Raw genomic sequence first — 19,075 nt, 5'->3', positions numbered from 1 at the left:
AGCCGTGCTTATTCCACACGCGAATCAAGACTGCGACGGTCATCACAAAACCGTTGATTGGGGACAAAGCTAGTAGACGCCCCGCCATGGGGCACTGATTAAATGGTGTTAATACTTTAATACTAGGCCGTCTAAACCGAGGCTTTCGACCAGCAAACACAGGATTTTGACCTCATGGTGCCCCCCCGTGGGAGCGGGCTTGCTCGCGAAAGCGGTGTAACGATGAAGCCTGTGTCAGCTGACCCGACGCCTTCGCGAGCAAGCCCGCTCCCACAGTGAAATAGCTGTATCTGGAAAATTGGTACGCCTTGTGCAAACGTTTGCGACCTGCCTATAACGGCTTTTTCGTGACAAAACCGTACAGACCCGCAGAACCCGGGCCTCGATCCGCAAAAAAGGACTTTGAATGCACGCCGCTTCCCCTCTTCGCGCCCCATTTGCGCGCACGTTTGCTGTTTCCTTGCTACTGACCGGCGTTACCGGAGTTCTCAGCCACAGCGCGCTGGCGCAGCCGGCCTTGCCCGAAGAATCTGCCCAGGGCGAAACCCTCAGCCCCGAAGCCAGTCCGCCGAAACAAGGCGCCTATCTGTCGGACTGGTACAACCAGGACCTGACGCTGATCGGCAGCAAGGACATCAGCTTCGGCCCGCAACCGGCCGACGATATCTACCTGGAATACGAATACTTCGGGCGCAAGGGGCCGTTCGAGCTGTACGGCTACGTCGACATTCCGAAGATCTTCAACATCGGCAACAGCCACGACAAAGGCGTGTGGGACCACGGCTCACCGGTGTTCATGGAGCACGAACCCCGCATTTCCATTGACTACCTCGCCGGCCGCAGTCTGGCCATCGGTCCGTTCAAGGAATGGTACGTGGCGTTCGACTGGATCTACGATCACGGCAGCCGTAAGGAGAATCGCGCCAACACGCTGTACAGCGGCTTGGGCACCGACATCGACACTCATTCGCGGGTCAACCTGTCGGCCAACCTGTACGGGCGCTACCAGTGGGAAAACTACGGCGCGAGCAATGAGTATTCGTGGGACGGTTACCGCGCGCAGCTCAAGTACATCGTACCCATCGACAAATTCAGCAACGGTGCCTCGCTGACCTACATCGGCTTCACCAACTTCGATTTTGGCTCGGACCTGCACAAGGACAACCCGGCGCGCACCGCCAATGCCACGGTGGCAACCAACGTGTTGCTGTACTCGTTCACCCACTTGCGCTTCACCCTGGTCGGCCGTTATTTCCACAACGGCGGCAACTGGGAGGACGGCAGCGAGCTGAACTTCGGCGACGGCAACTTCCGCGCACGCTCCAACGGGTGGGGTTACTACGCCGGCATCGGCTATCAGTTCTGAATTCAGGAGATTCTCATGCAAGCAATGACGCGTCTGACCCTGGCCGCTGCGGCCCTGCTCTCTTCCACCACATGGGCGGCTGAAGCGCCGATCCAGCCGAAAGTGGTGCTGATCACCATGTTCGCCCCCGAGGCACAGCACTGGATCGAGCGCCTTAACCTCAAGCAGGAAATCCGCGTGCCGGGGTTGTCCGCCGAATACCCGACCATCCGCTGCAACGCGCAGCAGGTGTGCCTGTTGACCACCGGCATGGGCCAGACCAATGCCGCCGCCTCGACCCTGGCCTTGGCCCTGTCGCCGAAATTCGATCTGCGCAAAAGCTACTTCCTGATCGCCGGGATCGCCGGCATCAGCCCGAAACACGGGACCATCGGCACCGCCGCGTGGGCGCACTATCTGGTGGAATTCGGTACGCAATGGGAACTGGATTCGCGCGACGCGCCGTCGAGCTGGCCGACCGGTTACCTCGGCATCAACACCAAGGGCCCCAACGAAAAACCGCCGCTGGACTACAAGACCGAAGTCTTCGAACTCAACCCGACATTACAGGCGAAAGCCTTCGCCCTGAGCCACAAGGTCGAGCTGAGCGAAAGCAAGGAATCGGCGGCGTGGCGCCTGAAATACCCGTCTGCCCCGGCCAACCAGCCGCCAGTGGTTACCCGCTGCGATACGCTGGCGGGCAACACCTGGTTCTCCGGCACACGCCTGAGCGAACGCGCCGAGGTCTGGACCCAACTGCTGACCGACAACAAAGGTGAATATTGCACCACGCAACAGGAAGACAACTCGACCTACGAGGCCTTGCTGCGCGCCAGTCGCGAAGGTCTGGTGGACGTGCAACGACTGGCGGTAGTGCGTGCTGGCTCCGACTTCGACCGGCCCGCACCGGGCGGCAGCGAAGTGGATAACCTGCTCAAGTACGCCGATCAAGGCGGCTTCGTGCCGGCGCTGGAGAATCTCTATCGCACGGGTAATCCGCTGGTGCAGGACATCCTGAAAAACTGGTCGGCGTGGGAGAACGGCGTCCCGCAATCCTGAAGCCTGTGCAGCAAAAAATGTGGGCGCGGGCTTGCGTTCTGACTGTGGGAGGGGGCTTGCTCCCGAAGGTGGTGGGTCAGGCGGTTTTTGGTTGAATGAAATACCGCTTTCGCGAGCAGGCTCGCTCCCACAGGGGGATGCGTTTCAAATGTGGGAGGGGGCTTGCTCCCGAAGGCGGTGGGTCAGGCGGTTTTTGGTTGAATGAAATACCGCTTTCGCGAGCAGGCTCGCTCCCACAGGGGGATGCGTTTCAAATGTGGGAGGGGGCTTGCTCCCGAAGGCGGTGGGTCAGGCGGTTTTTGGTTGAATGAAATACCGCTTTCGCGAGCAAGCCCGCTCCCACAGGGGGATGCGTTTCAAATGTGGGAGGGGGCTTGCTGCCGAAGGTGGTGGGTCAGGCGGTTTTTGGTTGAATGAAATACCGTTTTCGCGAGCAAGCCCGCTCCCACAGGGGGATGCGTTTCAAATGTGGGAGGGGGCTTGCTCCCGAGGGTGGTGGGTCAGGCGGTTTTTGGTTGAATGAAATACCGTTTTCGCGAGCAAGCCCGCTCCCACAGGGGGATGCGTTTCAAATGTGGGAGGGGGCTTGCTCCCGAGGGTGGTGGGTCAGGCGGTTTTTGGTTGAATGAAATACCGCTTTCGCGAGCAGGCTCGCTCCCACAGGGGGATGCGTTTCAAATGTGGGAGGGGGCTTGCTCCCGAAGGCGGTGGGCCAGGCAGTCTTTGGTTGAATGGCGAGCCGCTTTGGCGAGCAGGCTCGCTCCCACAGTTGTTTTGTGGCGTTAAGGGATAAGGATAGTTTTGTCGCCACTGCCCTGATTCACCTCGGCATAGCGCTGCAACCCCTCCGCCAATGGCACCTCGACCAAATCCTGCGGCAATGGCAGCCGATCCTCATCGAAGAACCGCCCGAACTGCTCCAGCATCGCCGCGCAAGCTTGCACGCCATACAGCAGAGAGTTGATCCCGACCACCGAACCGCCCTTGCGGTACAGCGCCAGCGCCGGCAACTGCACATGGCCGTCGACCGGGGCCGCGATAATCGCGATACGACCGAACGGTGCCAGCGCCGCCACCGAGGCCGGCAGCCAGAAACCGGTGGTGTCGAAGATCACATCGGCGCCGCCGCTGTACACCGCGTGGACCTGTGCACCGAGGTCTTCGGGCTTATCCAGCTGAATCGTCTGAAAACCCTGTGCCTGCAAGTCCTTGACCTGCTCTGGCCGCCGCGCCGCCGCGAGTATCTGCGCCCCACGGACCTTGGCCAACGCCAACGCCGCCGTCGCCACCGCACCGCCACCGATCACCAGCAAACGGGTTTCAGCACTCACCAGGCTGCGTTCCAGCGCATCCCATGCCGTGGTGTACGGCACGCCGAGGCTGGCAGCCTGGGCGAAGCTCAGGTGCGACGGTTTATGCGCCACGCCGTTGGCCGGCAGCTTGACGAATTGCGCATGCGAGCCATCGGCGAAAAATCCCAGCTCGCGCCCGGTGCCCCACACCTCCTGACCAAGTAAGGCCTGCGGCCCTGCAACCACGACGCCGGCGAAATCGCGCCCTGGAATCCGTGGCAATGTGGTGTAGGGGAAACGCCCGAGCACGTTCTTCACGTCGCTGGGGTTCAGACCGGCCGCCTTGATCTCGACCAGCACGTCGTCAGCGCCGGGCACCGGAGTGGCTACGTCGACCAAACGCAGGGAGGACAGGTCGCCGGTTTTATCGAATTGCAGTGCTTTCATGAGGACATCCACCGAAGGGAGAAAGAAAAATTCACGAGAACCAGCCAGCGACCAGTTGCCGGCCCAGCGGCCACAACTGCTCACCCGCGAGCATGCCGAGCAGCCCCACCAGGGCGATGGCCGGAGGTGCCGGCGAACGAAAATGCAGCGCGCCATAGAGCAGGCCGACGCCCAGACCGATGGCCAGCGAAATCAGGTAGTTCATGGGGGAACTCCGCCGCGTGAAAGGGATGGGCAGAGTCTAGGGAAGGATCGGCGGAGGCGCCGGCCAAGGACTTCTGAATTTCGGCCAAATCCGTTGAATTCGCCACACCCCACTGTAGGAGCGAGCCTGCTCGCGAATGCGGTATGCCTGTGAAGAATGAAGTCACTGACCCGGCGCTTTCGCGAGCAGGCTCGCTCCCACAGGGGTTGTGTTCAGGTGCTCATGAATTGCGAGGGTGCTACGCCCAGTTCCCGGCGGAACATGTCGCTGAAACTGCTCGGCGAATAGCCCAGCTGCCGAGCGATCGCACTCACTGGCACGCCCTGAATCAACTCCGCCACGGCCGTCGCCAGTTGCACCTGCCGCCGCCATTCGGCGAAGCCCATACCGAGGCTGTCCTTGAACAACCGCGCCAGCGTACGCACACTGGCCCCGGCGTTTTCCGCGTGCTGCTCGAAAGGAATGTCCAGCGACGGCGCCGCCATCACCGCCTGACACAGGTTCATCAGGCGTCGATCGGAATCGTCCGGCAGCGCGATCTTCAATTGCGAGCGCCGGGCACGCTTGAGCTCCAGCAACGCCAGACCGACCAATGCGTCGTAATAGGCCGGCTCACCGCTGTCACCCTGCTCGACCAGCCCGACGATCAACTCACGCAGCAGCCCTGCAACCTCGATCACCTGCACCGTGGCATCCAGCGTCGCCGCCAGCGCCGGACGCAGATAGATGTTGCGCATCTGCAAGTCCGAAACCACGCGAATCCCGTGCGGCACCCCGGGCGGCAACCACACCGCCCGTTGCGGCGGCACCACCAGCGCTTCATGCGGGGTCTCGACCCACATCACCCCGCTCATCGCATACAGCAACTGACCCCAGACATGCTCGTGCGGCTCGATGAATAACCCACGCGGATAGGTGCGCGCCAGCGGTTGCACCGGCACATCGGTATCACTCAGATCGGGAGGCGCAGCGAGGGCCATGGCGAGCATTCATTGGGGTTGGCAGAGCGGCCATGGTAACCAGTGCGCCGATGTGTCGCCAACGATAGATACCGTCGGACAATCCGAGTGAATTTTCCCGGCGCGCCGCGATCCTTCTAATACCACAGGGAGGAATACGGGCTTTATGAACAACGCAAAACTGTTTGTCATCGACTACACCCTTCACGGCACGCCCAAATCGTTCATTATCCGTTCGGACAAAATGGACAATGCCGAGGCGTGGCACTGGGCAAGCTGCGACGCCGGCGTGGGTCGCATCCCACGTTTCGGCCGGGAAAAAGTGCAAAAGACCAGCAAACCGATGGCGGAAAAATTCGGCGTGGAAAATGTCACATGGCGACCGGCGAGCTAGACTCTCGCCAGGCAATGGGGACATTTGGGGGAATACACATGACCAGCATCTTCAGCCCGGCGCATCTGGACTACGGCCTTGACACCCTGTTCGGCCGCATCACCAAAAGCGTCGACTGTCGAGTGGGCCTGGAACCCGTCGAAGATGACCCATACTGCTTCGCCCTGCGCGTACCGGCACCGTTACCGGAAGACCTCGACCAGGCGAAAACCGTGGTGGTCAGGGTTGAAGGTCGACGGCTGCAAGGCACGGTACGCCATACCGAACGGCTGGATGATGAAAGCCTGAAACTGGAAGTGGAGCCTGATTAGGCTCCACTTTTTTTTGCATGTCGTCATTTGGGGTGGGCGCAATGGCAGCCCTTGCTTGAACACTCCTCGCCACCCTTGTGGTGGTGCGCGCAGGCTTCACAGCAGTAGTGTTTGCCGTGTACGGCGTAGGCGTGGTCGCCTTCCTTGATTGTGCATTTGCAGTTGGGGCAATCGCATTTTCTATCTGGCATGGGGGCGGACTCCTTTTTTGGTGGTTGTCTGCGGCTTGCCGGGGCAAGCCGTAAAGATCAGTGTAGGAGCTGCCGAAGGCTGCGAACTTTTGATCTGGATTTTTTCGAAGCAAGAGCAGTTCTGTTCTGCGTTTTACCTGCGGATTGGGGGGATATCCGTTTCTGCTGGCGATGAGGGTGAATATCCGTTTCTTCGGGGGCTGCCGCTGGCGGCTTCGCTCTTACCGCGAGTCTCTTTTTCAAACGAAAAAAGGAACCAAAAGGCTTTGCCTCCGGCGTACGGCACCTCGCTTAGGCTCAGCGTTCCCTCGCTGTGGTGTCCATCCGAAGGGGCTTGAGATCAACAGCCACATCGAGAGCCAAAGGCATAGAAGATCAAAAGATCACAGCCTTCGGCAGTTCATGCATGGGATTGGGTGTATTCAGTTAGAGATTGGTTGGCGGGTAGGCCGTCTTCGCGAGCAAGCCCGCTCCCACAGTGGGAATGGGCGGGGTCAGTTGGAGATTGGTCGGCTCGTAGGCCGCCTTCGCGAGCGAGCCCGCTCCCACAATGGGAATGTGGGTGTTCAGTTGGAGATTGGTCGGCTCGTAGGCCGCCATCGCGAGCGAGCTCCTACAGTTTAAAGAGCGTGCCCGGCATGCGGCGAAGCCGCCCCACTCAAATGGCCGAGTGTCAGCTCGCCGAAAGCTCTTGATCTTGCCGTACCGGCCCCTTCGGCAGGCTGAGTGGAGGGGTTTATCCGGGGGTGGGAGCGCAGCGACCGTTTGGCGCAGCCAAACACATCGAGAGGAGGTGCAGCGAAGCAAACCGGAGGCGATGCCCCCGGATGAATCCCGCAATGAAGGAACCCGAGCCACGGCGAGGGCCGAACGCCGGGGCAAGCCTTTTTGGTTACTTTTGAGGCGTTTGTCAAAAGTGACCCGCCGTAAGGGCGGAACCCTGCTCAGCCCCCACCCAAAAAACGGATATGCACCCAAAACTCAATCAGAACGACGAACACCGCTCCGGTACATAAAAACCAACGCCAACCCCAGACAAACCATCGCCAACACCCGAGAAGACGAAAGCTCGATCGCCGGATTCCCCAACCAGCCAAAATTATCGATCAACATCCCCATCCCCAACTGCCCGACAATCACCGCAACAGTCGCCACCGCCGTCCCCACCACCGGCACCGCACCGACCATCACCATCATGTAAACCACCCCGAACAAAGCACCGCAGACCTGCCACTTCGGCACATCGAGCAAACTCACCGCATGCGCCGGCTCGAAAAACACAATCAACAACCCGGTCGTCACCGCGCCGACAAAAAACGTCAGCAGACTGCTGCGCAACACCCCGACGGTCTCACCCAGGCGTCCATTGATCGCCGCCTGCACACTCAACACCGCACCGGCCAACACCACCACCGCCAACAAAATAATCAGACTCATCTTCAACCCCGCGCAATCAAAACCAGTGCCACCACAATCAGGCCCAACGCCAGCCAGCGTTCGGCATTGACCTTCTTGCGCGTCGCGCCGAACCAGCCGAAATGGTCGATCAGCACACTCTTGCCCACCTGCCCCGAGAGAATCGCGATCATCGTCATCGCAATTCCGATATGTGGCGTCGCCAGGGTCAGCACCACCACATACATCGGTCCGAGAAAGCCGCCGATCAATTGCCAGCGCGGCAGATCGGTCAGCGCCGGGCCCTTCTGCGGCCCCGCGAACAGCAACAGCAGAAACAGGATCGCCGAGCCCACGCCGAAGATGCTCAAGGTCGCCCACAGATGCCCGACCTGAACCCCCAACGGCCCGAGCAGACCCGCCTCCACCGACAAGCCCATACCGGCCAGAATCACCAGCGGCAGCAACAACAGGCGCAACCCCGGCTTGCGCACCGGCGTCGCCACATTCACCTCATCCAACGTCTGCATAACCAAAACCTGTGCAAATAAACGATGGCGCGGATTATCGGCTGGCGACGCTGTGCGATAAATGGGAGCATCCGGACAACACTTTTGCGCAACCCGCACAGCAGGACGACTCATGCACGGGCTCAATGAACTGGGATTCAAGACACTCAGGCTGTTTGTGGCGGTGCTCGACCATGGCAGCTTTTCCGAAGTCGCCCGCCGCGAGGGTGTTGCGCCCTCTTCGATTTCGCGGCAAATCCAGTTGATGGAGCAGGCGCTGAACCAGCAATTGCTCTACCGCCACACCCGCGCCGTGACGCCAACGGAAGCCGGGCGCATGCTCGGCCACCACGCGCGGCTGGTGCTGGTGCAATTGGAGGAAGCCGAACAGGCGTTGCAGGAACAGCAAAGCGACCCCACCGGACTGGTGCGGATCAACGCGCCGGTGGTGTTCGGCCAACGGCATCTGACACCGTGGCTCGGGCAGTTATGTGCGCGCTATCCGAAGCTGCAACTGGACATCCAGCAGACCGACCATTACGTCGACCCGCTGCAAGAAGGCGCCGACCTGCTGTTCCGCATCGGCCCGCTGCACGATTCGAGCATGCAGGCACGGATTCTCGCACCGCACCGCTTTCAGGTCGCGGCCAGCCCGGCGTATCTCAAGCAGCACGGCACACCACAACATCCCGACGAACTCGCGCAACACCAGTGCCTGGCCTACAAAGGTGCGACCGGCCAGCAGCGCTGGTTCTTCCGGCAGGATCAGGGCGATTGGACACCCTACTCGGTCAAAGGCCCGATCACCGGCAACCACGCCGACACCCTCACCCAGGCCGCCGAACAGGGTCTGGGGCTGGTGATGTTTCCGTCATGGCTGATTGGTGAAGCGGTACGCGAAGGCACGCTGGTGCCGGTGCTGGGGGAATATCAGGTGTCGAACAGCCTGGAGCCGCAGCAGATTGCCGTGCTGTGGCCGGGGAGCCGGCGGCTGTCGGTGAAGGTGCGCACGGTGATTGATTTCTTCATGGAATGCTTCGGCGAAATCCCCTACTGGGACAGACCCTGAGCCTTGCACAAAACCCAATGTGGGAGCGGGCGTGCTCGCGAAAGCGTCGTGTCCGTCAGCCATTCTGTATCTGACACAGCGCATTCGCGAGCAAGCACGCTCCCACAAAGTTTTTGCAGCAACCTTTAAATACGGAACTGGCCCACCAGTTTGCCCAATCGCTGGCCAAGTTCGGCCAAGCTGCGCGAGGTCTGCGCGCCCAACTGGGTCTCATCCGCCACGCTGTCCACCGCCACCGCAATCTGATGCACGCTGCGGTTGATCTCCTCGGCCACCGCCGTTTGTTCCTCGGCAGCACTGGCGATCTGCGCGTTCATCGAGTTGATGGTCGCGATCAGCTCCGCCATCGCATCCAGCGACGCCCCGGCCTGATTGGCCTGCGCCGAGGTGCCATCGCCCGCCTCGCTGGACCGGCGCATCGCCTCGACCGCCGACTGCGTGCCCGCCTGCAAGCGATCGATCATGCCCTGAATTTCCTGGGTGCTGATCTGCGTGCGGCTGGCCAGTGCCCGCACTTCGTCCGCCACCACCGCAAAGCCACGCCCGGCCTCCCCGGCACGCGCCGCTTCAATCGCAGCGTTCAGCGCCAGCAGGTTGGTCTGCTCGGCAATCGAGCGGATCACCCCGAGCACGCCGACAATCGACGACACGTCCTGCTGCAGGCTGTCGAGTGACACGCCGCTGCTGCGAATGTCATCCACCAGCGCATGAATCTGTTTGATGCTGCCGGCCACCACGCGCTTGGCGCTCTGACCTTCTTCATCGGTCTGCTGTGCGGCGACGGCGGCATTCTGCGCGCTCTTGGCCACTTCCTGAGCGGCGGCAGACATCTCGTTGATCGCCGTGGCGACTTGATCGGTCTCGTGGCGCTGACGCTCCATCGCCTGATCAGAGCGCTGGGCCTGATCCGAGACCTGGGTCACCAGGCCAGTCAGTTGCGTGGTCATCTCGGTGATCTGCCGCACCAGGCCGTGGATCTTGTCGACGAAACGGTTGAACGAGCCAGCCAGTTCGCCGAGTTCGTCCTGGCTGGTGATGTTCAGCCGGCGCGTCAGGTCGCCCTCGCCCGCCGCGATGTCGTCGAGGTTGGCTTTCATCAGAGTCAGCGGCCGCAAAATGGCATTGGCCAGCAGCATCCCCGCTGCGGCGATCACCAACAGTACCAGCACCGCCACGCCGACGATGCTGAGGATCACGCCTTCCATCCGCTCCTGCACCTGGCCTTCGACCACCGCCACCTGCGCTTCAATGCCGTCGAGGTTGACCGACGTACCCACCGCCATGTCCCACTTCGCCAGGTACTCGGTGTAGCCGAGTTTCGGCACCAGCACGTTGGCGTTACCCGGCAACGGCGAGCTGTATTGCAGATAGTGGGTGCCGTCCTTCGCCACGCTCACCAGGCCGCGATTGACGTAAACGCCATTGGGGTCGCGGTTGTCCTTGAAGCTTTTGCCCACGCCTTCAGGGTCGTTGGCCTTGAACAGGCGCACGGTCTCGGAGTCGTAGCCGAAGAAGTAGCCGTCCTTGCCGTAGCGGATCCCCGACAGCAGCTTGATCGCCTGCGCCCGCGCCTCGTTATCACCGGGGGCGGCTGCGTCATACAACGGCTTGATCGTGGTCATGGCCACGGCGACGTAACTTTGCAGCGTGGCCTTGGCGTCGGCGAGCAAACGCTCGCGGGTCTGCTCGACCTCGGTGTGCGCCTGTTGCTTGAGGATGAACAGCGTGGTCAGGCTGATGACCAGCGCAAAGAGCAACACCGGCAGGACGGCAAGCGACAGGACTTTGGCCTTGAGACTCAAGCGCATGGGGGGAGCTCACTCTTTTGGTTTTATTGGCGTGGTTAAAGGCGTTAACGGCACGCGCAAGCAAAAGTTGAGTCTGGAGATGCCTCGTATCCCTGTGGGAGCGGGCTTGCTCGCGAAGGCGGTGTATCAGAAACACAATTGTTGACTGACACGACGCTTTCGCGAGCAAGCCCGCTCCCACAGTTTGGGATTTGTGGTGGTCAGAGGACCATCGCGGCCACCCAGCCGAACGCCAGCAACGGCAGGTTGTAATGCAGGAAGGTCGGGACCACGGTGTCCCAGATATGGTGATGCTGGCCGTCGATGTTCAGACCGGAGGTCGGCCCGAGGGTCGAATCCGAAGCCGGCGAACCAGCGTCGCCCAAGGCCCCGGCAGTGCCGACGATGCAGACGATCGCCAGCGGGCTGAAGCCCAGTTGCACGCACAGCGGCACGAAAATCGCCGCAAGGATCGGCACGGTGGAGAACGACGAACCGATGCCCATGGTCACCAGCAGCCCGACCAGCAACATCAACAGTGCGCCGACGCCCTTGCTGTGATTGATCCACGAAGCCGACGATTCGACCAGGGTCTGCACCTGCCCGGTGGCCTTCATCACTTCGGCGAACCCGGACGCGGCGATCATGATGAAGCCGATCATCGCCATCATCTTCATACCTTCGGTGAACAGGTCATCGGTCTCGCGCCACTTGACGATGCCCGACACCGAGAAGATCAGAAAACCGACCAGCGCCCCGATAATCATCGAGTCCAGCAGCAGTTGCACAATGAACGCCGCTGCAATCGCCACACCGGCGATCATCAGGCTTAGCGGGTTGTACTGCACCGCCACCTGCTCGACCTGCTCGATTTTCGCCAGGTCGTAGACGCGCTTCTTGCGGTAACTGATGAATGCCATGGCCAGGCCGAACACCATGCCCAGCGCCGGAATGCCCATGGCGTGGGTGACGTTGATGCCACTGATGTCGACGCCACTGCGCGCGACGTTGGCCAGCAGGATTTCATTGAGGAAGATGTTGCCGAAACCCACCGGCAGGAACATGTACGGGGTGATCAGGCCGAAGGTCATGACGCAGGCGATCAGACGACGATCGAGTTGCAGCTTGGTCAGCACATATAAAAGCGGCGGCACCAGCAGCGGAATGAACGCAATGTGGATCGGCAGGATGTTCTGCGAGGCAATCGCCACCACCCAGAGCAGGCCGATCAGCAGCCATTTGACGCTGCCGCCACCGGTCGCGTGTTGCCGGTCAACCATCGCCAGGGCCTTGTCGGCCAGCGCATGGGCCAGACCGGACTTGGCAATCGCCACCGCGAAAGCGCCGAGCAGCGCGTAGGACAACGCCACGGTCGCCCCCCCGCCCAGGCCGCTGTTGAACGCCTTGAGCGTGGCGTCGATGCCCAGACCACCGGTCAGGCCACCGACCAGCGCACCGACGATCAGGGCGATCACCACGTGCACACGGGACAGGCTGAGGATCAGCATGATGCCGACCGCAGCAATCACTGCATTCATTTCACTACCTCAAAAAACACTGCGATGAAATCATCACCGCCAGACAGGATGAGTCCGCCCACGGAGCACCGGCGGATTTGCAAAGAGGGTCTTATTAGAAGGGCGCGCACTGTGCCGCAGAGTGACCGCAGTGTCAAAGCGAGCGAATGTAACAACCGATGAGGAACCCTGCAGGCGGAATTCGGCGACTGCGGCAATCGGTCATATTGCACTTGAACAATAAAGAAAGCTGAAACGCGGCCGTTACAGTGCAAAGTCTCAGATATTTATCGAATAAGGACGTCTCCATGTCGCTCAGACAACTTTCCATTCAATGGAAAATCACCCTGCTCGCCGGCCTCTGCCTGGCGGGCATCGTGACCCTGCTGGTGGGTCTTTCGCTGTACCGCATGGAGCACAGCTCCGAGCTGGTGAAGGCGTCGAGCATGGAGATGCTGACCGAATCGGCCCAGGCGCGCATTGAATCGCAAGGCGAAGTGCAGGCTGCCGGCATTCGCCAGCAGTTCATGGACGCCTATCAATACGGCCATGGCTTCTCGCGCCAGGTGCTGTTCCTGCGTGAACAGGCAGAAAAGCGCTTCCTCGATGCCTTCGATCTGCGCGAAGACATGACCCGTCAGGTCAAATCCGCCCTGCAGGCCAACCCGGAACTGCTCGGCCTGTCGCTGGTGTTCGAAGCCAACGCACTGGACGGCAAGGATGAACTGTTCGCCGGTCAGGCCGAACTGGGCAGCAACGACAAGGGCCGTTTCGCCTTGTACTGGTCGCAGCCGACTCCCGGCAAAGTCACCTCGATGGCCCTGCCGGAAAGCGACATGGCCGACACCAGCACCGGCCCCAGCGGCCAGGCCGCCAACGCCTGGTTCACCTGCCCGCGCACCACGCTCAAGCCGTGCGTGATCGAACCGTACTTCTACGTGATCGACGGCCAGAACGTGCTGATGACCAGCATCGTCTTCCCGCTGATGGTCAACGGCAAAGTGATCGCCTCGCTGTCGGTGGACATCAACCTCAACAGCCTGCAAGCGATCAGCCAGGGCGCGAGCAAAAAGCTCTATGACGGCCAGACCGCCGTGAGCATCATCAGCCCCACCGGCCTGCTCGCCGGTTACAGCCCGGACGCGAGCAAGCTGAGCAAGCGTCTGGATGCCGTGGACACCGTCAGCGGTGCTGAACTGCTGCGTCAACTCGGCGCCAGCAGCAGCGTCAGCAGCCTGCACAGCAACGGCCAGTTGAAAGTGCTGTCGCCGTTCCAGCCGATCCCCGGCGGCCCGGCGTGGGGCGTGCTGCTCGATGTGCCGGAAAAGGTCTTGGTCAGCCGCGCCGAAGCGCTCAAGCAGCAACTGGATGCGAGCAACAATTCAGGCACCCTGATCGAACTGAGCCTCGGCGTGCTCGCAGCCTTGGTCGGCTTGCTGCTGGTGTGGCTGATGGCGCGCAGCGTGACCAAACCGATCCTCGGCGTGGCCAACATGCTCGAAGACATCGCCAGTGGCGAAGGTGATCTGACCCGCCGTCTGGCCTATGACAAACAGGATGAGCTCGGGCAGTTGGCCGGCTGGTTCAACAAGTTCCTCGACAAGTTGCAGCCAATCATCGCCGAGGTGAAACGCTCGGTGCAGGACGCACGCAACACCGCCGACCAGTCTTCGGCCATTGCCACCCAGACCAGCGCTGGCATGGAGCAGCAATACCGCCAGGTCGATCAGGTCGCCACCGCGTCTCACGAAATGAGCGCCACTGCGCAAGACGTCGCACGCAGCGCCGCGCAAGCCGCCGAAGCGGCAAAGGACGCCGATCGCGCCACGCGTCAGGGCCTGACCGTGATCGACCGCACCACCGCGAGCATCGACACCCTCGCCGCCGACATGAGCGCAGCGATGGTCCAGGTCGAAGGCCTGGCCGCCAACAGCGAGAAGATCGGCACCGTGCTGGAAACCATCCGCGCCATCGCCGAACAAACCAACCTGCTGGCGCTCAACGCCGCGATCGAAGCGGCGCGTGCCGGTGAGGCCGGTCGTGGTTTTGCCGTGGTCGCCGACGAGGTGCGCAACCTCGCCCGCCGCACGCAGGAATCGGTGGAAGAAACCCGTCAAGTGATTGAGCAACTGCAGACCGGCACCCAGGACGTGGTCGGCTCGATGGGCAACAGTCATCGTCAGGCCCAGGGCAGTGTCGAACAGGTCGGGCAAGCGGTGACCGCACTGCGCCAGATCGGCGATGCAGTGACGGTGATCAGCGACATGAACCTGCAGATCGCCAGCGCGGCGGAAGAACAGAGCGCGGTGGCCGAGGAGATCAACAACAACGTGGCGACCATCCGTGACGTGACCGAATCGCTGTCCGGGCAGGCCAACGAGTCGGCGCGGGTGAGTCAGTCGCTAAACAGCCTGGCGAATCAGCAGCAGAGTCTGATGGATCAGTTCCGGGTCTGACGCGGACTTGCATCCAGCTGAATTCCAATGTGGGAGCGGGCTTGCTCGCGAAAGCGGTGTATCAGACAAAGCAATACTGACTGACACACTGCCTTCGCGAGCAAGCCCGCTCCCACAGGGGGTTGGGGACTGACCGGGATCAGCGCTTAGGCAACTCGATCACCACCTTCAACCCGCCCCACTCGCTCTCGCCCAACACCAGCAACCCGCCCCACGTCTCGACGATGTCCCGGACGATCCCCAGCCCCAGACCATGCCCGTGGGTCTGCTCATCCAGCCTCGTGCCCCGACTGAACACCTGACTGCGCTGCTGTTCGGGGATCCCCGGGCCGTCATCTTCCACGCTCAGGGCAAAGCCATCCGTGCGCTCGATCACACTCAGGCGCACCTCGGCGTCCGCCCATTTGCAGGCGTTGTCCAGCAGGTTGCCGAGCAGCTCCAGCAAATCCTCACGATCCCACGGCAGTTGCAGCCCCGGCGGCGCGACGTAGCTCAGCGCCAAATGCTCGCCGTGGATCATGTTCAGCGTCGCCAACAGCCCCGGCAGTTCCGCGTCACAATCGAACAGCGCACCGGGCAGCGCATCACCGGACAGGCGCGCGCGATTCAGTTCGCGATTGAGCCGCTGCTGCACCTGTTCCAATTGGTCCTTGAGGATCTTGCGCAACTCCGGATGCGCATCGAGTTTTTCGCTCGACGCCAGGCTCAACAGCACCGCCAGCGGCGTCTTCAACGCATGCCCCAGATTGCCCAGCGCATTGCGTGAGCGCTTGAGGCTGTCTTCGGTGTGGGCGAGCAAATGGTTGATCTGCGCCACCAGTGGCTCCAGTTCCACCGGCACCTGATCGTCGAGTTGCGAACGCTGGCCCTGCTGCAACTGGGCGATCTGCTCGCGCGCCCGCTCCAGCGGGCGCAAGGCGCGGCGCACGGTGATGCGTTGCAGCAGCAGAATCAGCAGCAAACCGGCCAGCCCGAGACCAAGCCCGATCTGACGCATGCGCTGGAAGCTCTCGCGCACCGGGGTGTAATCCTGCGCGACACTGATCGAGATCGACTGCCCCAGGCGCCGGTAATCGGAACGCAACACCAGCAACTGCTGGCCGTCCGGGCCCAGTTGCAGGTTGCTGTGCAGACCGGGATGTTCGAGCAGCGGCAAGTCCTGATCCCACAGCGACCGCGAGCGCCAGTGGCTGTCGGCAAAATCGATACGGAAGTAATGCCCGGAAAACGGTCGCTGATACGCCGGCGACAGGTGCCGCTCATCCAGTTGCAAGCCTTGCGGGCCACGCACCAGCGCCACCAGCAGGCTTTCGCTGTCGTTGCGCAAGCCGGCTTCGAGATAGCGCTGCAGCCCCACTTCGAACAACCACAGGCTGATCTGCGCCAGCACCACGCCGACGATCACCATCACGCTGATCAACCCCAGGCTCAAGCGGCGCTGGATCGACCTCACGAAGCTTGTCCGCCGAACAGGTAACCCTGGCCGCGACGGGTTTCGATCACGGCTTTGCCCAGCTTGCGCCGCAGGTGATTGACGTGGACTTCGAGAACGTTGGAATCACGCTCGGTCTCGCCGTCGTAGAGGTGCTCGGCGAGGTGGGTTTTCGACAGGATCTGTTCCGGGTGCAGCATGAAATAGCGCAGCAGGCGGAATTCGGCGGCGGTCAGTTGAATCTCGCTGCCGTCGCGCATCACGCATTGACGACCCTCATCCAGATGCAGCCCCGCGGCCTTCAGCGTCGGCTGGTTGGCCTGGCCCTTGGAGCGGCGCAACAGCGACTGCACCCGCAAGTGCAGCTCTTCGGGATGAAACGGTTTGGTCAGGTAATCGTCGGCACCGGCCTTCAGGCCTTCGATGCGCTCGGCCCAGGAATCGCGGGCGGTGAGGATCAGCACCGGGGTCGACAGGCCTCCGGCGCGCCATTGCGCCAACACCTCAAGCCCCGGAACGCCGGGCAGACCGAGGTCAAGGATGATCAGGTCATAAGGCTCGCTGCTGCCCTGATAGACCGCATCGCGCCCGTCCGCCAACCAGTCCACCGCATAACCCTGACGTTGCAGGCCGGCGAGCAATTCGTCGGCCAGCGGCACGTGGTCTTCCACCAGAAGCAAACGCATCGATCAATCTTCCTTGTCTTTCAGTAATTCGCCGCTGTCGGCCTTCAGGTGCAACTCGCGCGCCACCCCGTCGACTGTCAGCAGCTCGACTTCGTAAACATAGACGTCGTGCTTTTCCTCCAGCTCGACTTCCAGCAGTTTGGCCCCCGGATAGCGATCCAGCGCCTTTTGCAGCACTTGCTCCAGCGGCAGAATCACCCCCTGCTGACGCAGGCGCAGCGCTTCATCGGGGCCAAGATCACGGGCCACCGCCACCGAGCAGAATGCCAATAGCACCAGGGCCAGGCGGCTCCCGGTGCGTGGCTGTAACAAATACGGCTTCATTAAGTATCCTGATGATCCTTGAGCACTTGCCCACTGACCGCGTCCAATTCCAGGTCCCACTCCAACCCCTGTGGGTCACGCATTTCGATCTGGTAGATGTACTTGCCGTACTGCTCTTCCAGCTCGGTATCGGTGATGGTCGAACCCGGGTGTTTGGCCAGCGCCGTGGCGTTGAGCTTCTCGAAGGACACGATAGTACCAGCGTCGCGCAGGCGCAGGGCTTCATCGGGGCCAAGATCGCGGGCGTGGGCGAGGCTGGCAGTCAGGCCGATGATCGAGGCAATGGACAGGGCAGTCAGGGTTTTCATGGGTGTCTCCGTTTTTTATGTGTTGCTCCGGTCGGCACCTTAGCGGGATCAACTTAACTGAAACTGAATGGCCATCATTGCCCCGGCTCAACACATTTCCCCCTGTAGGAGTGAGCCTGCTCGCGATAGCGGTGTGTCATTCAACATTCACGTATCTGATACAACGCTTTCGCGAGCAGGCTCACTCCTACAAGGTTTTGCAACATGTGCTTATAATTGTTCGCTTGCTAACGATCGAGACCGGTATGACCGCCATCCACATCAAGTTCCCCGCCCTCACCCTCAAGGCTGGCCCTCGGGCCATGGCGCGCATTCGTGCCCAAGGCCTGAACGCCGCTGACGTCGGCACCCTGCCCGGTGCCGCCGGAGGGCCGAAGGCACTGGGGATTCAGGGGCTGGATCTGGCGTTGTTCGGCGAATGGCTGCCCAGCGCGCCGCGTGAGCGCTCGCTGATCGGCGCGTCGGTCGGCTCCTGGCGCTTCGCCAGCGCCTGTCTGCCGGATGCAGCCGAAGGCATTCGCCGTCTCGGCCAACTGTACGCCGAGCAGAATTTCAACAAGGGCGTGACCATGGCCGAGATCAGCCAGAGCTCGCAGCGCATGCTCAATGACCTGCTCGACGGCCGCGATGCCAGCATCCTCAACAATGCCGACTACCGCCTGAACATCATGGTGGTCAAAAGCCACGGGCGCCTGGCCGATGACCATCGCGCTCGCCTCGGCCTGGCGCTGGGTTCGGTGATCGCCGATAACCTGCGCGGGCGGGCGCGGCTGTCGCGGCACTTCGAACGCCTGATCATTCACGACCCGCGCCTCGCGCCACCGGTCAACGCGCTGCACGACTTCCCGTCACGCTTCGTCGCCCTCAACGCCGGCAACCTGCGGCAGGCGCTGCTGGCCTCCGGCTCGATCCCGATGGTCATGGAAGGCGTGCGCGACCTGCCGGGTGCCGGCGCCGGCACGTTCCGCGACGGCGGTCTGCTCGACTATCACCTTGACCTGCCCTACAGCGGCGACGGCATCGTGCTCTATCCACACTTCACCGACCGGGTGATCCCCGGCTGGTTCGACAAGACCCTGCCCTGGCGCCGCGCCTCGGTCGAGCGCTTGCAGGACGTGCTGTTGCTCGCGCCATCGAAGGAGTATCTGGCGCGCCTGCCTTACGGCAAGCTGCCCGACCGCAACGACTTCAAGCGCTTCATGGGGGATGCGCCGAGCCGGCAGAAATACTGGCACGCGGCAATGGACGAGAGCCGCCGCCTGGGCGACGAGTTTCTTGAGCTGAGCGCCAGCGGTCGCCTCGCCGAGCGCTTGCTGACCCTTTAGTCAGTGTTTTCCCGCATCGCCAAACACAAGCTGGTAAACTCGCCGCCTGCCCGAATCGCTGCGG

At 61.9% G+C, this 19,075-nt stretch carries 20 protein-coding genes and 1 pseudogene; 8 read left to right on the top strand and 13 right to left on the bottom strand.

The window, feature by feature from the left end:
- Positions 1 to 406: 406 nt before the first annotated feature.
- Together AC1UK9_RS10355 and AC1UK9_RS10350 are read left to right on the top strand one after the other, a co-directional pair.
- Positions 407 to 1,366, top strand: coding sequence for a nucleoside-specific channel-forming protein Tsx (locus AC1UK9_RS10355; protein ID WP_025108867.1), 960 nt, complete (start codon positions 407 to 409; stop codon positions 1,364 to 1,366).
- A 15-nt stretch (positions 1,367 to 1,381) separates the two neighbouring features.
- Positions 1,382 to 2,404: a purine-nucleoside phosphorylase gene (locus AC1UK9_RS10350; protein ID WP_482579985.1), complete on the top strand. Its 1,023-nt coding sequence runs from the start codon at positions 1,382 to 1,384 to the stop codon at positions 2,402 to 2,404.
- A 782-nt stretch (positions 2,405 to 3,186) separates the two neighbouring features.
- On the opposite strand, the gene AC1UK9_RS10345 is transcribed toward AC1UK9_RS10350, so the two are convergent.
- The 3 genes from AC1UK9_RS10345 to AC1UK9_RS10335 all read right to left on the bottom strand — a co-directional run bounded on the left by AC1UK9_RS10345 (position 3,187) and on the right by AC1UK9_RS10335 (position 5,328).
- Positions 3,187 to 4,143 carry a quinone oxidoreductase family protein gene (locus AC1UK9_RS10345; protein ID WP_482579984.1) on the bottom strand — a complete coding sequence of 319 codons (957 nt, stop codon included), beginning with the start codon at positions 4,141 to 4,143 and terminating at the stop codon, positions 3,187 to 3,189.
- Between the two features lie 31 nt (positions 4,144 to 4,174).
- The gene (locus tag AC1UK9_RS10340) at positions 4,175 to 4,348 is read right to left on the bottom strand and encodes a DUF1427 family protein (protein WP_081794837.1); all 174 of its coding nucleotides are present in this window, start codon (positions 4,346 to 4,348) and stop codon (positions 4,175 to 4,177) included.
- A 212-nt stretch (positions 4,349 to 4,560) separates the two neighbouring features.
- Complete coding sequence (locus tag AC1UK9_RS10335) at positions 4,561 to 5,328, bottom strand: AraC family transcriptional regulator (protein WP_482579983.1); 768 nt, start codon at positions 5,326 to 5,328, stop codon at positions 4,561 to 4,563.
- Between the two features lie 145 nt (positions 5,329 to 5,473).
- On the opposite strand from AC1UK9_RS10335, the gene AC1UK9_RS10330 reads away from it, so the two are divergent.
- Positions 5,474 to 5,701, top strand: a complete 228-nt coding sequence (locus AC1UK9_RS10330) for a DUF6555 family protein (RefSeq protein WP_003223528.1) — start codon at positions 5,474 to 5,476, stop codon at positions 5,699 to 5,701.
- A 38-nt stretch (positions 5,702 to 5,739) separates the two neighbouring features.
- Positions 5,740 to 6,012, top strand: coding sequence for a hypothetical protein (locus AC1UK9_RS10325; RefSeq protein ID WP_025108863.1), 273 nt, complete (start codon positions 5,740 to 5,742; stop codon positions 6,010 to 6,012).
- Positions 6,013 to 6,035: 23 nt separating this feature from the next.
- Here the strand turns inward: AC1UK9_RS10325 and AC1UK9_RS10320 are convergent, their stop codons facing one another.
- The 4 genes from AC1UK9_RS10320 to AC1UK9_RS10305 form a co-directional block, all read right to left on the bottom strand.
- Positions 6,036 to 6,203, bottom strand: a complete 168-nt coding sequence (locus AC1UK9_RS10320; RefSeq protein WP_081730276.1) for a metallothionein — start codon at positions 6,201 to 6,203, stop codon at positions 6,036 to 6,038.
- 426 nt (positions 6,204 to 6,629) lie between these two features.
- The gene (locus AC1UK9_RS10315) at positions 6,630 to 6,803 is read right to left on the bottom strand and encodes a hypothetical protein (protein ID WP_482579982.1); all 174 of its coding nucleotides are present in this window, start codon (positions 6,801 to 6,803) and stop codon (positions 6,630 to 6,632) included.
- Positions 6,804 to 7,184: 381 nt separating this feature from the next.
- Positions 7,185 to 7,640 carry a DMT family transporter gene (locus tag AC1UK9_RS10310; protein ID WP_482579981.1) on the bottom strand — a complete coding sequence of 152 codons (456 nt, stop codon included), beginning with the start codon at positions 7,638 to 7,640 and terminating at the stop codon, positions 7,185 to 7,187.
- A gap of 2 nt (positions 7,641 to 7,642) precedes the next feature.
- Positions 7,643 to 8,128, bottom strand: coding sequence for a DMT family transporter (locus AC1UK9_RS10305; protein WP_482579980.1), 486 nt, complete (start codon positions 8,126 to 8,128; stop codon positions 7,643 to 7,645).
- A 112-nt stretch (positions 8,129 to 8,240) separates the two neighbouring features.
- On the opposite strand from AC1UK9_RS10305, the gene AC1UK9_RS10300 reads away from it, so the two are divergent.
- On the top strand, positions 8,241 to 9,176 hold the full coding sequence (locus AC1UK9_RS10300; protein WP_025108859.1) for a LysR family transcriptional regulator: 936 nt from the start codon (positions 8,241 to 8,243) through the stop codon (positions 9,174 to 9,176).
- A 125-nt stretch (positions 9,177 to 9,301) separates the two neighbouring features.
- Here AC1UK9_RS10300 and AC1UK9_RS10295 read toward each other — a convergent pair whose 3' ends face one another.
- Both AC1UK9_RS10295 and AC1UK9_RS10290 read right to left on the bottom strand, forming a co-directional pair.
- Positions 9,302 to 10,984 carry a methyl-accepting chemotaxis protein gene (locus AC1UK9_RS10295; protein WP_025108858.1) on the bottom strand — a complete coding sequence of 561 codons (1,683 nt, stop codon included), beginning with the start codon at positions 10,982 to 10,984 and terminating at the stop codon, positions 9,302 to 9,304.
- A gap of 200 nt (positions 10,985 to 11,184) precedes the next feature.
- On the bottom strand, positions 11,185 to 12,501 hold the full coding sequence (locus tag AC1UK9_RS10290; RefSeq protein ID WP_025108857.1) for a Na+/H+ antiporter family protein: 1,317 nt from the start codon (positions 12,499 to 12,501) through the stop codon (positions 11,185 to 11,187).
- Between the two features lie 287 nt (positions 12,502 to 12,788).
- On the opposite strand from AC1UK9_RS10290, the pseudogene AC1UK9_RS10285 reads away from it, so the two are divergent.
- Together AC1UK9_RS10285 and AC1UK9_RS10280 are read left to right on the top strand one after the other, a co-directional pair.
- Positions 12,789 to 14,030: pseudogene (locus AC1UK9_RS10285) on the top strand (cache domain-containing protein); the annotation flags it as partial.
- Between the two features lie 150 nt (positions 14,031 to 14,180).
- Positions 14,181 to 14,936: a methyl-accepting chemotaxis protein gene (locus tag AC1UK9_RS10280; RefSeq protein ID WP_371262551.1), complete on the top strand. Its 756-nt coding sequence runs from the start codon at positions 14,181 to 14,183 to the stop codon at positions 14,934 to 14,936.
- Between the two features lie 139 nt (positions 14,937 to 15,075).
- Here AC1UK9_RS10280 and AC1UK9_RS10275 read toward each other — a convergent pair whose 3' ends face one another.
- From AC1UK9_RS10275 to AC1UK9_RS10260, 4 genes are read right to left on the bottom strand one after another with little or no spacing between them, the layout of a single operon-like run.
- Complete coding sequence (locus AC1UK9_RS10275) at positions 15,076 to 16,389, bottom strand: sensor histidine kinase (protein WP_473015110.1); 1,314 nt, start codon at positions 16,387 to 16,389, stop codon at positions 15,076 to 15,078.
- The gene (locus AC1UK9_RS10270; protein WP_473015109.1) at positions 16,386 to 17,054 is read right to left on the bottom strand and encodes a response regulator transcription factor; all 669 of its coding nucleotides are present in this window, start codon (positions 17,052 to 17,054) and stop codon (positions 16,386 to 16,388) included. The genes AC1UK9_RS10275 and AC1UK9_RS10270 overlap by 4 nt, the downstream gene beginning before the upstream one ends.
- 3 nt (positions 17,055 to 17,057) lie before the next feature.
- A complete protein-coding gene (locus AC1UK9_RS10265) occupies positions 17,058 to 17,378 on the bottom strand; it encodes a PepSY domain-containing protein (RefSeq protein WP_025108853.1) in 321 nt (106 codons plus the stop codon).
- A complete protein-coding gene (locus tag AC1UK9_RS10260; protein ID WP_025108852.1) occupies positions 17,378 to 17,686 on the bottom strand; it encodes a PepSY domain-containing protein in 309 nt (102 codons plus the stop codon). Before AC1UK9_RS10260 ends, AC1UK9_RS10265 begins: the two co-directional genes overlap by 1 nt.
- 245 nt (positions 17,687 to 17,931) lie before the next feature.
- Between AC1UK9_RS10260 and AC1UK9_RS10255 the strand changes: the two genes are divergently transcribed.
- Entirely contained in the window at positions 17,932 to 19,011 is a 1,080-nt protein-coding gene (locus AC1UK9_RS10255) for a patatin-like phospholipase family protein (RefSeq protein ID WP_482579979.1), read from the top strand.
- Positions 19,012 to 19,075: the final 64 nt, after the last annotated feature.

It is taken from the genome of Pseudomonas sp. AK-TSAG1-1, from assembly GCF_056821665.1.
This window is presented reverse-complemented; position numbering and strand designations above follow the sequence as displayed.

Bases quoted from the DNA above. Each gene is read 5' to 3' on its own strand.
- AC1UK9_RS10355 (WP_025108867.1), top strand. From the start codon at position 407: ATGCACGCCGCTTCCCCTCTTCGCGCCCCATTTGCGCGCACGTTTGCT.
- AC1UK9_RS10350 (WP_482579985.1), top strand. From the start codon at position 1,382: ATGCAAGCAATGACGCGTCTGACCCTGGCCGCTGCGGCCCTGCTCTCT.
- AC1UK9_RS10345 (WP_482579984.1), bottom strand. From the start codon at position 4,143: ATGAAAGCACTGCAATTCGATAAAACCGGCGACCTGTCCTCCCTGCGT.
- AC1UK9_RS10340 (WP_081794837.1), bottom strand. From the start codon at position 4,348: ATGAACTACCTGATTTCGCTGGCCATCGGTCTGGGCGTCGGCCTGCTC.
- AC1UK9_RS10335 (WP_482579983.1), bottom strand. From the start codon at position 5,328: ATGGCCCTCGCTGCGCCTCCCGATCTGAGTGATACCGATGTGCCGGTG.
- AC1UK9_RS10330 (WP_003223528.1), top strand. From the start codon at position 5,474: ATGAACAACGCAAAACTGTTTGTCATCGACTACACCCTTCACGGCACG.
- AC1UK9_RS10325 (WP_025108863.1), top strand. From the start codon at position 5,740: ATGACCAGCATCTTCAGCCCGGCGCATCTGGACTACGGCCTTGACACC.
- AC1UK9_RS10320 (WP_081730276.1), bottom strand. From the start codon at position 6,203: ATGCCAGATAGAAAATGCGATTGCCCCAACTGCAAATGCACAATCAAG.
- AC1UK9_RS10315 (WP_482579982.1), bottom strand. From the start codon at position 6,803: ATGGCGGCCTACGAGCCGACCAATCTCCAACTGAACACCCACATTCCC.
- AC1UK9_RS10310 (WP_482579981.1), bottom strand. From the start codon at position 7,640: ATGAGTCTGATTATTTTGTTGGCGGTGGTGGTGTTGGCCGGTGCGGTG.
- AC1UK9_RS10305 (WP_482579980.1), bottom strand. From the start codon at position 8,128: ATGCAGACGTTGGATGAGGTGAATGTGGCGACGCCGGTGCGCAAGCCG.
- AC1UK9_RS10300 (WP_025108859.1), top strand. From the start codon at position 8,241: ATGCACGGGCTCAATGAACTGGGATTCAAGACACTCAGGCTGTTTGTG.
- AC1UK9_RS10295 (WP_025108858.1), bottom strand. From the start codon at position 10,984: ATGCGCTTGAGTCTCAAGGCCAAAGTCCTGTCGCTTGCCGTCCTGCCG.
- AC1UK9_RS10290 (WP_025108857.1), bottom strand. From the start codon at position 12,501: ATGAATGCAGTGATTGCTGCGGTCGGCATCATGCTGATCCTCAGCCTG.
- AC1UK9_RS10280 (WP_371262551.1), top strand. From the start codon at position 14,181: ATGGAGCAGCAATACCGCCAGGTCGATCAGGTCGCCACCGCGTCTCAC.
- AC1UK9_RS10270 (WP_473015109.1), bottom strand. From the start codon at position 17,054: ATGCGTTTGCTTCTGGTGGAAGACCACGTGCCGCTGGCCGACGAATTG.
- AC1UK9_RS10265 (WP_025108853.1), bottom strand. From the start codon at position 17,378: ATGAAGCCGTATTTGTTACAGCCACGCACCGGGAGCCGCCTGGCCCTG.
- AC1UK9_RS10260 (WP_025108852.1), bottom strand. From the start codon at position 17,686: ATGAAAACCCTGACTGCCCTGTCCATTGCCTCGATCATCGGCCTGACT.
- AC1UK9_RS10255 (WP_482579979.1), top strand. From the start codon at position 17,932: ATGACCGCCATCCACATCAAGTTCCCCGCCCTCACCCTCAAGGCTGGC.